This window comes from Burkholderia sp. 22PA0099 (assembly GCF_047497165.1).
Classification (GTDB): Bacteria; Pseudomonadota; Gammaproteobacteria; order Burkholderiales; family Burkholderiaceae; genus Burkholderia.
The window spans coordinates 1,911,845-1,925,989 of sequence record NZ_CP163165.1 but is presented as its reverse complement, the minus strand read 5'-3'; the positions used below and the strand labels follow the sequence as shown (position 1 = coordinate 1,925,989).

The following is a 14,145-nucleotide window of genomic DNA, read 5'->3' as shown; positions in this document are numbered from 1 at the left end:
GGCGGCGCGTCGTCAGCGTTGACGGTCATTGTGCGCGCACGGCGGCACCGCCGCACGCGAGCAAACCGGAGCAGCATACCCAGAAAAGCACGATCGTTCAATTGAGAGATAAGCCGGGGGGCGCAACCTGGAATACGGGCGCGAGCAGGCACGCCAACCAGGGTGGGAACGCAAAGCCGGGCGGCGGCCGGCCAGCCCTACCGCCCGCCCGCGCCCGTTCAGGACTGCGCCGGACGCACCGGCAGCGGCTCCATCGGGCAATCGATCGCGTCGACGCCGGGCAGCACGTGATCGCGAAACATCTCGCGCAGCTTCAGCTTCTGCAGCTTGCCGGTGGCCGTATGCGGCAGCGCATCGACGAACACCACGTCGTCGGGCACCCACCATTTCGCGACCTTGCCGTCGTAAAAGCGGATCAGCTCGTCGCGCGTGACCGTCATGCCGGCGCGCGGCACCACCACCAGCAACGGCCGCTCGGTCCATTTCGGATGCGCGCAGGCGATGCAGGCCGCCTCGGCCACGGCCGGGTGCGCCACCGCCACGTTCTCCAGGTCGATCGAGCTGATCCATTCGCCGCCCGACTTGATCACGTCCTTGCTGCGGTCGGTGATGTGCAGGAAGCCGTCGGGGTCGATGGTCGCCACGTCGCCGGTCGGAAACCAGCCGTCGACGAGCGGCGAGGCAGCGCCGTCCGCGCCGAAATACTGCTCGATGACCCACGGCCCGCGCACCTGCAATTCGCCGAACGCCACGCCGTCCCACGGCAGCGGCTGGCCGTCGTCGCCGACGATCCGCATGTCCACGCCATAGATCACGCGCCCCTGCTTTTCGAGCGAATGGCGGCGCGCGGCCTGGTCGCGCTGCGATTGCGCCCAGGTCAGCCGCGCCAGCGTGCCGAGCGGCGACATCTCCGTCATGCCCCACGCGTGGATCACCTGCACGCCGTAATCGTCCTCGAACGCGCGCAGCATGGCCGGCGGGCAGGCCGAGCCGCCGATCACGGTGCGCGCCATGGTCGTGAAGCGCGCGCCGGTTTCCCGCAAATGGTTCAGCAGGCCGAGCCAGACCGTCGGCACGCCGGCCGAACAGGTCACGCGCTCGCGTTCCATCAGTTCGTAGAGCGACTTGCCGTCGAGATCCTTGCCCGGCAGCACGAGCTTGGCGCCGGTCAGCGGCACCGCGTACGGCAGGCCCCAGGCGTTGACGTGGAACATCGGCACGACCGGCAGCACCGCATCGAGCGCCGACAGCCCCATCGCGTCGGGCAGCGCGGCGGCATAGGCGTGCAGCACCGTCGAGCGGTGCGAATAGAGCGCGCCCTTCGGATGGCCGGTGGTGCCCGACGTGTAGCAGAGCGAGGACGCCTGGCGCTCGTCGAGCAGCGGCCAGTCGTAGCGGCCATCCTCGGCGGCCAGAAGCGTTTCGTACGCGAGCAGCGCAACCGATGTTTGCGGCAAATGCGCCTCGTCGGTCATCGCGATCCAGCCGCGCACGTTCGGGCAAAGCGGTGCGAGCCGCTCCACGAGCGGCGCGAAGCTGATGTCGAACAGCACAAATTGATCGTCGGCGTGATTGACGATATAGACGAGTTGCTCGGGAAACAGGCGCGGATTGATCGTATGGCAGACGGCGCCCATCCCGCTGATGCCGTAATAGGCCTCCAGATGGCGATAGCCGTTCCAGGCCAGCGTGCCAACCCGCTCGCCGGGCGCCACGCCGGCCCGCAGCAGCGCCTGCGCCAACTGCCTGGCGCGCCGCTCGCAGTCGCGATAGGTGTAACGGTGGATATCACCCTCGACGCGCCGCGAAACGATCTCGGCGTCGCCCATATGACGCGCGGCGTGCGCGATCAGCGACGACACCAGCAGCGGAATGTCCATCATCTGGCCCAGCAAGGGCGGGTTCTGCGTCATGCTCATCGTCCAGCTCTCCCGGTTGGATCCGACTTCGACAGGTGTCTCCCTCGCCGCAAGCGGCCCGCGCGGCGCGGAATTACAATATCGGCTTGTGCCGTGCCGTTCAACTTGTCGTTATCCAGAAGCGAACCCCATTTGGCTGCCACTCTCCCCGATCTCGCCGCCTCGCTCGCCGCCCCGCGCGACGACGCGTTCCTCTCGCTCGGCCCCGCGTTCCTGACGCGCCTGCCCGCCGCGCCGCTGCCCGAGCCCTACGTGGTGGGCTTCTCGAGCGAGGTGGCGCGCGAACTCGGCCTCGACCCCGCGATCCGCGACCTGCCGGGCTTCGCCGCGCTGTTCAGCGGCAATCCCACCCGCGACTGGCCCGCCGAGGCGATGCCGTACGCCACCGTCTATTCCGGGCACCAGTTCGGCGTGTGGGCCGGCCAGCTCGGCGACGGCCGCGCGCTGACGGTGGGCGAGATCGAGCATGACGGCCGCCGCTTCGAGTTGCAGCTCAAGGGCGCGGGCCGCACCCCGTATTCGCGGATGGGCGACGGTCGCGCCGTGCTGCGCTCATCGATCCGCGAGTTCCTGTGCTCGGAAGCGATGCACCACCTCGGCATCCCCACCACGCGCGCGCTGGCCGTGACCGGCTCGGATCAAACCGTGATCCGCGAAACCGTCGAAACGGCCGCCGTGGTCACGCGCGTGGCCGAGAGCTTCGTGCGCTTCGGCCATTTCGAGCATTGGTTCTCGAACGACCGGCCCGATCTGCTCAAGCAACTGGCCGATCAGGTCATCGACCGCTTCTACCCGGCCTGCCGCGACACCGAGGACCCGTACCTCGCGTTGCTCGACGCCGTGATGCAGCGCACGGCGGCGATGGTCGCGCAATGGCAGGCGGTGGGCTTCTGCCACGGCGTGATGAACACCGACAACATGTCGATCCTCGGCCTGACGCTCGATTACGGCCCGTTCGGCTTCGTCGACGGCTTCGACGCGAACCACATCTGCAATCACACCGATCAGCAGGGCCGCTACGCATACCGCATGCAGCCGCGCATTTCGCACTGGAACTGCTTCTGCCTCGCGCAGGCGCTGCTGCCGCTGATCGGCCAGCAACGCACCGATCTCGACGACGACCCGCGCACCGAACGCGCCGTGGAAGACGCGCAGGCCGTGCTGTCGCGCTTCCCCGAAACCTTCGGCCCGGCACTCGAACGCGCGATGCGCGCCAAGCTCGGCCTCGCGCTCGAACTGGAAGGCGACGCTGCGCTGGCCAACCAGTTGCTCGAAATCATGAACGGCAGCCGCGCCGATTTCACGCTGACGTTCCGCCGCCTCGCGCAGCTCTCGAAGCACGACGCGTCGAACGATGCGCCGGTGCGCGACCTGTTCATCGACCGCGCAGCGTTCGACGGCTGGGCCGAGCAATACCGCGCGCGCCTGGCCGCCGAAACGCGCGACGACGCCGAACGCGCCGCCGCGATGAATCGCGTCAATCCGAAATACGTGCTGCGCAACCATCTCGCCGAAACGGCGATCCGTCGCGCCGCCGAGAAGGACTATTCCGAAGTCGAGCGGCTCGCAAAGATTCTGCGCCGCCCGTTCGACGAGCAGCCCGAGCACGAGGCCTACGCCGCGCTGCCGCCGGACTGGGCGACCTCGCTCGAAGTGAGCTGTTCGTCCTGACGCCGCCGCGCCCCGCATCCCCTGGAGAAACACCACCATGTCCCACGATCACCACGACCGCGACTACCCGTACCAGAAGGACGACGCCGACCTGCGCGAGCGCCTCACGCCGATGCAGTACGAAGTGACGCAGCACGCCGCCACCGAGCGGGCGTTCACCGGCGAATACACCGATGTCGAGGATGCCGGCATCTATCACTGCGTGGTTTGCGACACGCCGCTGTTCGAATCGGGCGCGAAGTTCCATTCCGGCTGCGGCTGGCCCAGCTACTTCAAGCCGCTCAACGGCGAGGTGATCGAGGAGAAGACCGACCGCACCCACGGCATGGTCCGCGTGGAGGTGCGTTGCAATCATTGCGGCGCGCACCTGGGTCACGTGTTCGAGGACGGCCCGCGCGACAAGACCGGCCTGCGCTACTGCATCAATTCGGCTGCGTTAAACTTCGAGCCTGACGCCGGCAATTGATGCAACGCAGCACGCCGCCTTCCGCGGCGCGTTACGTTTGCCTGCCGGCGAAACCCGCCGCACGGGCCGCCATCGCGATGGCCTGGCGCGGCGCAGCCCCATAACGGTGGCGCAGCCCGGCCATCCGGCGCCCGGCGCGTCACCCAGCCCCGATCACCATGAAATTCCTGTTCGATCTGTTTCCGATCATCCTGTTTTTCGTTGCCTTCAAGGTCTGGGGCATTTTCACCGCGACGGCCGTGGCCATCGTCGCGACGCTGTTGCAGGTCGCCTGGTCGGCCTACCGTCACAAGAAGGTCGACACGATGCTGTGGGTCAGCCTCGGCGTGATCGTCGTGTTCGGCGGCGCCACGCTCGTGCTGCACAACGAGAAGTTCATCCAGTGGAAGCCCACCGTGCTGTACTGGCTGTTCGCCGTGATCCTGATCGGCGCGCGCTACCTGTTCGGCCGCAACCTGATCGAGAAGATGATGGGCAAGCAACTGACGCTGCCGCATCCGATCTGGGACAAGCTCAACATCGCGTGGGGGCTGTTCTTCGCCGTGCTCGGCGTGGCGAACCTCTACGTGGTCGATCACTACACGCCGTCGCAGTGGGTCAACTTCAAGCTGTTCGGCACCACCGGCGCGATGTTCGTGTTCATCATCCTGCAGAGCCTGTGGCTCGCGAAATACCTTAAAGAAGACGAATGACGATGTCCGACGCATTTCTCGACGCGACGCCCGACGGGCGCATCGCGCAAATCGAGGCCCGGCTCACCGCCGCCCTCGCCCCCGAATCGCTGCAGATCAGCGACGACAGCGCGCAGCACGCCGGTCACGCGGGTGCCGCAGCCGGCGGGCACTATACGGTCACGATCGTGGCTGCCGCGTTCGCCGGCAAGTCGCGCGTGGCGCGACATCGGCTGGTGTATGATGCGCTCGCTGATGCGATGCAGCGCGGCATTCACGCGCTCGCGATCGTGGCCTACGCGCCCGATGAGTTCAACGTCTCCTCACATTAAGTCTCACTAGGAATTGTTCCCGATGATCCTGAAATCTCCCCGCCTGTGGGTTGCGGCGGCCGCCTTTGTCGCCGCACCGGCTTTTGCTCAAAACGTTGCCGTCGTGAACGGCTCGCCGATCCCGAAAGCGCGCGTCGACGCGATGGTCGCGCAACTTGTCCAGCAAGGTCAGCAGGATTCCGACCAGCTGCGCAAGATGGTGAGCCAGGAGCTGGTCAATCGAGAAATCCTCATGCAGGAAGCGCTGAAGGAAGGCGTGCCGAACCAGCCCGACGTGAAGCAGCAAGTGGCGATCGCCCAGCAAACCGTGGTGCTGCGCGCGCTGATCGAGAATTTCGTCAAGCAGAACAAGCCGAGCGACGCCGAGGTCAAGGCGCAGTACGACCAACTGGCCAAGAGCGCGGCCGGCAGCGAATACCACCTGCATCACATCCTGGTCGACAACGAGCAGCAGGCCAAGGATCTGATCGCGAAGATCAAGGGCGGCGCGAACTTCGAGGATCTGGCCAAGCAGTTCTCGAAGGACCCGGGTTCCGCGAAGAACGGCGGCGATCTGGATTGGGCGGACCCGAAGTCGTTCGTGCCGGAATTCGCCAACGCGGCCCAGCACCTGCAGAAGGGCCAAATGACCGATACGCCGGTCAAGACGCAGTTCGGCTGGCACATCATCCGCGTCGACGATATCCGCGCGATCGCCCCGCCGCCGTTCGAACAGGTCAAGGCGCAACTGGCGCAGCAGATCGTGCAGCAGAAGCTGCAGGCGTTCGAAGAGAAGCTGCGCGCGCAAGCGAAGATTCAGTAACGCACGATGGCCGGCGCGATGCCGGCCTCGCGGTGAATCTGGATGCCGCCCTCGGGGCGGCATTTTTCATGGGGCGGCGATCGAATGCCGCTACGCGCCGAACACACCAGCCGGCGAAAAATCGGCGCGCCCGCCTGCCTTGCCTCAAACCGCCATCGCTTCCCGCAACCGGAACGCCGCCACCGCTTCCCTCAACCCTTGCGCCTGATCCGCCAGCGCATGCGCCGCCGCCGACGCCTGCTCCACCAGCGCCGCATTCTGCTGCGTCACCTCGTCGAGCTGCGTCACCGCCAGATTCACCTGCGCGATCCCGGTCGATTGCTCGCCGGCCGCGCCCGATATCTCGCCGACGATATCCGTCACGCGCTGCACCGAACCGATGATCCGGTCGATGATCTCGCCCGCGCTGGCCACTTGCGACGAGCCGGCCGCCACGCGCTCGGTGGATTGCGCGATCAGCGTCTTGATCTCGCGCGCCGCCGCGGCCGAACGCTGCGCCAGCGTGCGTACTTCGCCCGCCACCACCGCGAAGCCGCGCCCCTGCTCGCCCGCGCGCGCCGCTTCCACGGCGGCATTCAGCGCCAGGATGTTGGTCTGGAACGCGATGCCGTCGATCATGCCGATGATCTCGACGACCTTGTTCGAGCTGTCCGCAATCGACTGCATCGTGCCGATCACGTCGCGCATCACCGCGCCGCCTTGCGTGGCCGTCTGCGCGGCGGCACCGGCCAGCTCGGACGCCTGCCGCGCGTTCTCGGCGCTGGTCTTCACGGTCGCCGTCAGTTGCTCCATGCTCGCGGCCGTCTGTTCGAGCGACGCGGCCTGCTCCTCGGTGCGCTGCGACAGGTTCAGGTTGCCGGCCGCGATCTGCGCACTCGCGGCAGCCACGCCGACGGCGTTGTGGCGCACGTCGCTGACCACGCGTGCGAGGCTGGCCTGCATCTGCGCGAGCGCGGCCAGCAGCTCGGCCGTTTCGTCGTCGCCGTGCGCGTGCAGGTCCGTCGACAGGTCGCCATCCGCCACGTCGCGCGCGAACGCCACGGCGCGATGCAGCGGCCGCGTCACGGCCCGGCCGAATACGATCCCGCCCGCCAGCCCCAACACGAACACGAGCGCTGCGATCACCAGCGCTGACGACAGTAGCGCGCTGCGCTTCGGTGGCCGCGTCGGCCGCGATGCGGGCGTTGTCGGCGGCGATCAATTGCGCGGCCTGGTCGAGCAGCGTCGACGGCGCGCGATCCACGCCGGCCACCACCGCGTCGCCTGCGGCCGGATCTTCGCCGGCCGCCTTGAACGCCTCGAAGCCCTTCCGGTAGCCCTTGCCCATCTCGGCATGCGCTGCCGCAAACTGCGTGACGAGCGTGCGCGCCTCGCCGTCGGGCAACTTCGCCTCGAGCCTGGCCGCCGAATCGGCAACGGCGGCTTCGCGTTTCCGGAACGCGCTCCAGTAACGGTCGAGCTTGTCCGGGTCCTTGCCGCGCAGCAGCGTGTCCTTCCACTCCTGCACCTGAAGCTTGAACGCCACGAGCGTCGCGGACACCATGCGCTCGTTCGCGGCGGCGTCCTGCACGCTGGTGCGATAGGTATCGATGGCGTCGTTGAGCGTGTGGATGCCGTAAAAGGCGCCGGCGGCCATCAACGTCAGAGAAAGGGAAAACGCGAGAGGAATCTTACGACTGAGCTTCATTGAGGATCTTTTGAAAGGTACTGTCGCATGGAGCATGCGAAGCCTCTGTTAACGGCCTGAAGCCGCCGCTTTGAAGGGGCGAAAACCGAGGCATAACTCTGACAAATCAATACCTTACTGAGACGACATGACTCGTTCATGTCGCCGAAAGCTTGGGGCCTGACTTCAAAGCAAAACGCCACCCCGGAGGGTGGCGTTTCTCAACTGCGGCGACGCAATCGGCAGAAGAAGCTCAATCCTCAAGCTGCGACAGATCCCGCACCGCGCCCTTGTCCGCCGACATCACCAGCTTCGCGTACGCCTTCAGCGCCGCCGACACCTTGCGCGGACGCGGCAGCGCCGGCTTCCAGCCCTTCGCGTCCTGCTCGGCGCGACGCTTCGCCAGTTCTTCATCGCTGACCAGCACGTCGATCGTGCGGTTCGGGATGTCGATGCGAATGCGGTCGCCGTTGCGCACCAGGCCGATCGCGCCACCCGCTGCCGCTTCCGGCGAGCAGTGACCGATCGACAGGCCCGACGTGCCGCCCGAGAACCGGCCATCGGTCAGCAGCGCGCACGCCTTGCCCAGGCCCTTCGACTTGATGTAGCTGGTCGGGTAGAGCATTTCCTGCATGCCCGGGCCGCCCTTCGGGCCTTCGTAGCGCACCACCACCACGTCGCCGGCCTTGACCTGGTCGGCAAGGATGTTCTCGACCGCTTCGTCCTGCGACTCGACCACATGCGCCGGGCCTTCGAACACCAGGATCGATTCGTCCACGCCGGCCGTCTTCACGACGCAGCCGTTCAGCGCGATATTGCCGGTCAGCACGGCCAGGCCGCCTTCCTTGCTGAACGCGTGCTCATACGAGCGGATGCAGCCTTCGGCGCGGTCGAGATCGAGGCTCGGCCAGCGCGCGTCCTGGCTGAACGCCACCTGGGTGGGAATCCCGCCCGGGCCGGCCATGTAGAACTTCTTCACGGCCGCGTCGTCGGTCAGCACGATATCCCACTGCTTGAGGGCCGCGCCGAGCGTCGGAGCGTGCACGGTCGGCACGTCGGTGTGCAGCTTGCCGGCGCGTTCGAGCTCGCCGAGGATCGCCATGATGCCGCCGGCGCGATGCACATCCTCGATGTGGTACTTGTTGGTGTTCGGCGCAACCTTGCACAGCTGCGGCACGACGCGCGACAGGCGATCGATGTCGGCCATCGAGAAATCGATCTCGGCTTCCTGCGCGATCGCCAGCACGTGAAGAATCGTGTTGGTCGAACCGCCCATCGCGATGTCGAGCGTCATGGCGTTCTCGAACGCCTTGAAGCCGACCGAGCGCGGCAGCACGTTCTCGTCTTCCTGCTCGTAGTACTGGCGGGCCAGTTCGACGATGCGGCTGCCGGCGCGCTTGAACAGTTGTTCGCGATCGGCGTGCGTGGCGACCACCGTGCCGTTGCCCGGCAGCGACAGGCCCAGCGCCTCGGTCAGGCAGTTCATCGAGTTGGCCGTGAACATGCCCGAGCACGAACCGCAGGTCGGGCAGGCCGAGCGTTCGACTTCGGCCACGTCCTCGTCGCTGACCTTGCTGTCGGCGGCCATCACCATGGCGTCGATCAGGTCGAGCTTCTTGATCTGAATGGTGTTGGTGCCGGGCACGGCCAGCTTGGCCTTGCCGGCTTCCATCGGGCCGCCCGACACGAAGATCACCGGGATGTTCAGGCGCATCGCGGCCATCAGCATGCCGGGGGTGATCTTGTCGCAGTTCGAGATGCAGACCATCGCGTCGGCGCAGTGCGCGTTGACCATGTACTCGACCGAGTCGGCAATGATCTCGCGGCTCGGCAGCGAATACAGCATGCCGTCGTGGCCCATCGCGATGCCGTCGTCGACGGCGATGGTGTTGAATTCCTTGGCGACGCCGCCGGCGGCTTCGATTTCACGCGCGACCAGTTGGCCGAGGTCCTTCAGGTGGACGTGGCCGGGCACGAATTGCGTGAACGAATTGACGACCGCGATGATCGGCTTCGAGAAATCTTCGTCCTTCATGCCGGTGGCGCGCCAGAGCGAGCGCGCGCCTGCCATGTTGCGGCCGGCGGTGGATGTTTTGGAACGGTATGCGGGCATTGTTGTGGTAGCGAAACAGAAAGTGACCGGGAAAACGGGGGTCGTGGCGAATGAGGCCTTTGGGCTCGCCGCGACGCACCGCTGCGCACCACAACAGGCGCCTTTTGAGCGCCCGCCGATGCAAACCTGAACGATTATGCCGCACCGTGCGCAGGCTTGCGCGCGATACGGCGGTGCGCTTTCAGGCGGCGATCGCGCTGCCGGAAGGCGCTGGCGCGATCGTCCGACGCGCCGATTTCGATCCAACCCACTGCATGGCGCGCGGCGCGGGCGGCGGGCTCGCCAGGGGCCGCCCCACCCTGCGCCGCGCGCCGGAACTCAACCGAGCCAGCGGCGCGCGTTGCGGAACACGCGCATCCACGGGCTCGCCTCGCCCCAACCTTCGGGCGACCAGCTCATCTGCACGGTGCGGTGCACGCGCTCCGTGTGCGGCATCAGCACGGTGAAGCGGCCATCGGCCGTGGTGACCGACGTGATGCCGGCCGGCGAGCCGTTCGGGTTGAACGGGTAACGCTCGGTGGCCTGGCCACGGTGATCGACGAAGCGCATCGCCACGGCCACGCGGCTCGCGTCGCCCTGCTGCGAGAAATCGGCGAAGCCTTCGCCGTGCGCGACGGCCACCGGGATGCGCGAGCCTTCCATGCCGGCGAAGAAGATCGACGGCGACGGCTGCACTTCCACCAGCGAGAAGCGCGCCTCGAACTGCTCGGACTTGTTGCGCGTGAACTTCGGCCAGGCTTCGGCGCCGGGGATCATCGACGCGATGCTCGACAGCATCTGGCAGCCGTTGCAGATGCCGAGCGCGAACGTGTCCTGACGCGCGAAGAACGTCGTGAACATCTCGGCCAGGCCTTCGTTGAAGCGGATCGTCTTGGCCCAGCCTTCGCCGGCACCCAGCACGTCGCCGTACGAGAAGCCGCCGCACGCCACCGCGCCGGCAAAGTCGGCCAGGTTGGCGCGGCCGGCCAGCAGGTCGCTCATGTGAACGTCGTGCGCGTCGAAGCCGGCGCGGTCGAACGCGTAAGCCGTTTCGAGGTGCGAGTTCACGCCCTGCTCGCGCAGGATCGCGACGCGCGGACGCGCGCCGGTGGCGATGAACGGCGCGGCCACGTCGTCGGCGGCATCGAACGTCAGCACCGGCTGCATGCCCGGATCGGCGACGTCGAGCAGCGTGTCGTACTCGCCGTCGGCGCAGGCCGGGTTGTCGCGCAGGCGCGCGATGCGCCAGCTCACTTCGGTCCAGGCGCGTTGCAGTTCGGCGCGCGGCGCTTCGTAGATCTTCTTGGCGTCGCGGAACACTTCCACCGTGTCGCGCTCGTTGACCGTGCCGATCACATGCGAGCAAGCGGACAGGCCGTGTTCGCGCAGCGAGGCCAGCACGGCGTCGCGGTCGGCGGCGCGCACCTGCACCACGGCGCCCAGTTCCTCGCTGAACAGCGCGCGGATCGTGCGATCCTCGCGGCGGCCGCTGGTCTGCTTCGCCCAATCCTTGGCGTCGCCGAAATCGGATTCGTGGTTCGGATCGAGCGTCAGCATGTCGACGTTCAGCGACACGCCGGCGTGACCCGCAAACGCCATTTCGCAGACGGTCGCCCACAGGCCGCCGTCCGAACGATCGTGGTAGGCCAGCAGCTTGCCGCCGGCGTTCAACGACTGGATCGCATTGAAGAAGCGCTTGAGATCCTCGGGGTCGTCCACGTCCGGCGTGGCGTCGCCCACCTGTTGCGTGACCTGGGCCAGGATGCTGCCGCCCATGCGGTTCTTGCCGCGGCCGAGGTCGATCGCGATCAGCACGCTGTCGCCGGCATCGGCCACGCGGCGCAGTTGCGGCGTGAGGTGGCGGCGCACGTCTTCCACGGGCGCGAACGCCGAGATGATCAGCGACACCGGCGAGACGACTTCCTTCGCCACGCCTTCATCGTTCCACTTGGTCTTCATCGACAGCGAATCCTTGCCGACCGGAATGCCGATGCCGAGCGCCGGGCACAGCTCCATGCCGATCGCCTTGACCGTGTCGTACAGCGCGGCGTCTTCGCCGGCGGTGCCGCACGAGGCCATCCAGTTGGCCGACAGCTTGAGCTTGTCGAGCGACGCGATCGGCGCCGACGCGATGTTGGTGATCGCCTCGCCCACCGCCATGCGGCCCGAGGCCGGCGCATCGATCACGGCCAGCGGCGTGCGCTCGGCCATCGTCATCGCCTCGCCGCCGAAGCCGGCGTAATCGAGCGCGGTGACGGCGCAGTCGGCCACCGGCACCTGCCACGGGCCGACCATCTGGTCGCGCACGGTGGTGCCGCCGACCGAGCGGTCGCCGATCGTGATCAGGAACGACTTGCTGCCGACCGTCGGGTGCTTCAGCACGTCGACCGCGGCCGTGGCCAGCGACAGGCCCGTCACGTCGACCGGCGCGCGCTCGACGCTCACGCGTGCGACGTCGCGGTGCATCTTCGGCGGCTTGCCGAGCAGCACGTCCATCGGCATGTCGACCGGCGCGCTGTCGGCGCCGCTGATGGCGTCGTCGACGAGCTTCAGCTCGCGAGCATCGGTGGCCACGCCGATCACGGCGAACGGGCAACGCTCGCGCACGCAGATCGCCTCGAAGCGCGGCAGATCGTCCGGCGCGATCGCCAGGACGTAACGCTCCTGCGATTCGTTCGACCAGATTTCACGCGGCGACAGGCCGCTTTCCTCGAGCTGGATCTTGCGCAGTTCGAAGCGCGCGCCCTTGTCGGCGCCGTCGACCAGTTCGGGGAACGCGTTCGACAGGCCGCCCGCGCCGACGTCGTGGATCGACAGGATCGGGTTGGTATCGCCGAGCTGCCAGCAGCCGTTGATGACTTCCTGCGCACGGCGTTCGATTTCCGGATTGCCGCGCTGCACGGAATCGAAATCGAGCTCGGCCGTGTTCGCGCCGGTGGCCATCGAGCTGGCCGCGCCGCCGCCCATGCCGATCCGCATGCCGGGGCCGCCGATCTGGATCAGCAGCGTGCCGGCCGGCAGGTCGTGCTTGTGGGTGTGGCCGTCGGAGATGTTGCCGATGCCGCCGGCGATCATGATCGGCTTGTGATAGCCGCGCACGGTGCCGCCGACGTTCTGTTCGTACACGCGGAAGTAGCCGCCGAGGTTCGGGCGGCCGAATTCGTTGTTGAACGCGGCGCCGCCGAGCGGGCCGTCGATCATGATCTGCAGCGGCGAAGCGATGCGGTCCGGGCGGCCGTACGGCGTGTGCGCATCGGCCGGATTGCGCTCGGCCACCGGCTGCGCGGCGTCGCGGGCGTTTTCCCAGGCTTCGCGCGCCTCGGGCAGATCGAGGTTCGACACCGTGAACCCGGCCAGGCCGGCCTTCGGGCGCGCGCCGCGGCCGGTCGCGCCTTCGTCGCGGATTTCGCCGCCCGCGCCCGTCGCGGCGCCGGCGAACGGCGAGATCGCGGTCGGGTGGTTGTGGGTCTCGACCTTCATCAGCGTGTGCGTCAGCTCGCTGTGGCGGCCGTACTGCTCGGCGGGCTGGCCGGCGACGCTCGCGCCGCGCGGGAACCAGCGCTCGGCCTGCGCGCCGCGCATGATCGACGAGTTGTCCGAATAGGCGACGATCGTGCCTTGCGGGCTGATCTTCTCGGTGTTGCGGATCATCGCGAACAGCGACATGTCCTGCTTGGCGCCGTCGATCGTCCAGTCGGCGTTGAAGATCTTGTGGCGGCAGTGCTCGCTGTTGGCCTGCGCGAACATCATCAGTTCGACGTCGGTGGGGTTGCGTTCGAGCTTGGTGAACGCATCGACCAGATAAACGATTTCGTCGTCGGCCAGCGCGAGGCCCAGCTCGGCGTTGGCGGCTTCCAGCGCGGCGCGGCCCTGGCCCAGCACGTCGACGCGACCCAGCGCCTTGGCCGGCAGCTCGGCGAACAGGTGGTGCGCATCGTCGCGCGCGGCCACCACGGTTTCGGTCATGCGGTCGTGCAGCGCGGCGGCCACGGCGGCGCGCACCTCCGGCGACAGCGCCTTCTTGCCGCCCATGCCTAGCAGGCCGGCCTTCAGCGTCACGCTGAATTCGACGCCGCGTTCGATGCGGCGCACCTTGGCGAGGCCGCAGTGCAACGCGATGTCGGTTGCCTTGCTGGCCCACGGCGACACGGTACCCAGACGCGGCAGCACGATGAAGGTTTCGGTGGCGCCCTTCTCGGCGGCCGCCTCGAACGGCGCGCCGTAGTGCATCAGCGCATCGATGCGGGCCGCTTCATCGGCGGCGAGCGCGTCGGACGCGTTGACGAAATGCAGGTACTGGCCGCGAATGGCGACGATATCGCCGTCGATCTGCTTGAGCGTGTCGAGCAGGCGAGCTTGGCGGAAATCGGACAGGGCGGCGGCGCCGGGGAAACACGAGAAGTGGGCCATGGGCTGGACGGACATCGATGAGTCGCGCAAAGCGGCGACATTGGGGCGAAAGGAAGGCCGTAATTATACCCGGAAGTGGGTCCGCCCAAGGCGCTTGCGAGCCATGCCGGGCAGGG

At 67.5% G+C, this 14,145-nt stretch carries 9 protein-coding genes and 1 pseudogene; 6 read left to right on the top strand and 4 right to left on the bottom strand.

Annotation, left to right across the window (positions count from 1 at the left end):
- Nucleotides 1-218: 218 nt before the first annotated feature.
- Nucleotides 219-1,919 (bottom strand): 3-(methylthio)propionyl-CoA ligase, encoded by a 1,701-nt coding sequence (locus AB4851_RS24175; RefSeq protein WP_414451741.1) that lies wholly within the window; start codon nt 1,917-1,919, stop codon nt 219-221.
- 105 nt (nt 1,920-2,024) lie between these two features.
- Between AB4851_RS24175 and AB4851_RS24170 the strand changes: the two genes are divergently transcribed.
- The 5 genes from AB4851_RS24170 to AB4851_RS24150 all read left to right on the top strand — a co-directional run bounded on the left by AB4851_RS24170 (nt 2,025) and on the right by AB4851_RS24150 (nt 5,861).
- Entirely contained in the window at nt 2,025-3,590 is a 1,566-nt protein-coding gene (locus AB4851_RS24170) for a protein adenylyltransferase SelO (protein WP_414451740.1), read from the top strand.
- Between the two features lie 37 nt (nt 3,591-3,627).
- Nucleotides 3,628-4,056 carry a peptide-methionine (R)-S-oxide reductase MsrB gene (msrB, locus tag AB4851_RS24165; protein ID WP_414451739.1) on the top strand — a complete coding sequence of 143 codons (429 nt, stop codon included), beginning with the start codon at nt 3,628-3,630 and terminating at the stop codon, nt 4,054-4,056.
- A 158-nt stretch (nt 4,057-4,214) separates the two neighbouring features.
- Nucleotides 4,215-4,748: a septation protein A gene (locus tag AB4851_RS24160; RefSeq protein WP_414445507.1), complete on the top strand. Its 534-nt coding sequence runs from the start codon at nt 4,215-4,217 to the stop codon at nt 4,746-4,748.
- Nucleotides 4,749-4,750: 2 nt separating this feature from the next.
- Nucleotides 4,751-5,059 (top strand): BolA family protein, encoded by a 309-nt coding sequence (locus AB4851_RS24155; protein ID WP_414445508.1) that lies wholly within the window; start codon nt 4,751-4,753, stop codon nt 5,057-5,059.
- A 22-nt stretch (nt 5,060-5,081) separates the two neighbouring features.
- Complete coding sequence (locus tag AB4851_RS24150) at nt 5,082-5,861, top strand: peptidylprolyl isomerase (RefSeq protein ID WP_414445509.1); 780 nt, start codon at nt 5,082-5,084, stop codon at nt 5,859-5,861.
- 144 nt (nt 5,862-6,005) lie between these two features.
- On the opposite strand, the pseudogene AB4851_RS24145 reads toward AB4851_RS24150, so the two are convergent.
- Nucleotides 6,006-7,548: pseudogene (locus AB4851_RS24145) on the bottom strand (methyl-accepting chemotaxis protein).
- Nucleotides 7,549-7,780: 232 nt separating this feature from the next.
- Nucleotides 7,781-9,640 carry a dihydroxy-acid dehydratase gene (gene ilvD / locus AB4851_RS24140; RefSeq protein WP_414445510.1) on the bottom strand — a complete coding sequence of 620 codons (1,860 nt, stop codon included), beginning with the start codon at nt 9,638-9,640 and terminating at the stop codon, nt 7,781-7,783.
- Between ilvD and AB4851_RS24135 the strand changes: the two genes are divergently transcribed.
- Nucleotides 9,531-9,770, top strand: a complete 240-nt coding sequence (locus AB4851_RS24135; RefSeq protein WP_414452011.1) for a hypothetical protein — start codon at nt 9,531-9,533, stop codon at nt 9,768-9,770. The two genes, ilvD and AB4851_RS24135, sit on opposite strands and share 110 nt — an antisense overlap.
- 188 nt (nt 9,771-9,958) lie before the next feature.
- On the opposite strand, the gene purL is transcribed toward AB4851_RS24135, so the two are convergent.
- A complete protein-coding gene (purL, locus tag AB4851_RS24130; RefSeq protein ID WP_414451934.1) occupies nt 9,959-14,029 on the bottom strand; it encodes a phosphoribosylformylglycinamidine synthase in 4,071 nt (1,356 codons plus the stop codon).
- Nucleotides 14,030-14,145: the final 116 nt, after the last annotated feature.

Excerpts from the sequence above, each read along its gene's own strand:
- purL (WP_414451934.1), bottom strand. The coding sequence starts at position 14,029 with ATGGCCCACTTCTCGTGTTTCCCCGGCGCCGCCGCCCTGTCCGATTTC.
- AB4851_RS24160 (WP_414445507.1), top strand. The coding sequence starts at position 4,215 with ATGAAATTCCTGTTCGATCTGTTTCCGATCATCCTGTTTTTCGTTGCC.
- ilvD (WP_414445510.1), bottom strand. The coding sequence starts at position 9,640 with ATGCCCGCATACCGTTCCAAAACATCCACCGCCGGCCGCAACATGGCA.
- msrB (WP_414451739.1), top strand. The coding sequence starts at position 3,628 with ATGTCCCACGATCACCACGACCGCGACTACCCGTACCAGAAGGACGAC.
- AB4851_RS24150 (WP_414445509.1), top strand. The coding sequence starts at position 5,082 with ATGATCCTGAAATCTCCCCGCCTGTGGGTTGCGGCGGCCGCCTTTGTC.
- AB4851_RS24175 (WP_414451741.1), bottom strand. The coding sequence starts at position 1,919 with ATGAGCATGACGCAGAACCCGCCCTTGCTGGGCCAGATGATGGACATT.
- AB4851_RS24135 (WP_414452011.1), top strand. The coding sequence starts at position 9,531 with ATGATCGGCTTCGAGAAATCTTCGTCCTTCATGCCGGTGGCGCGCCAG.
- AB4851_RS24155 (WP_414445508.1), top strand. The coding sequence starts at position 4,751 with ATGTCCGACGCATTTCTCGACGCGACGCCCGACGGGCGCATCGCGCAA.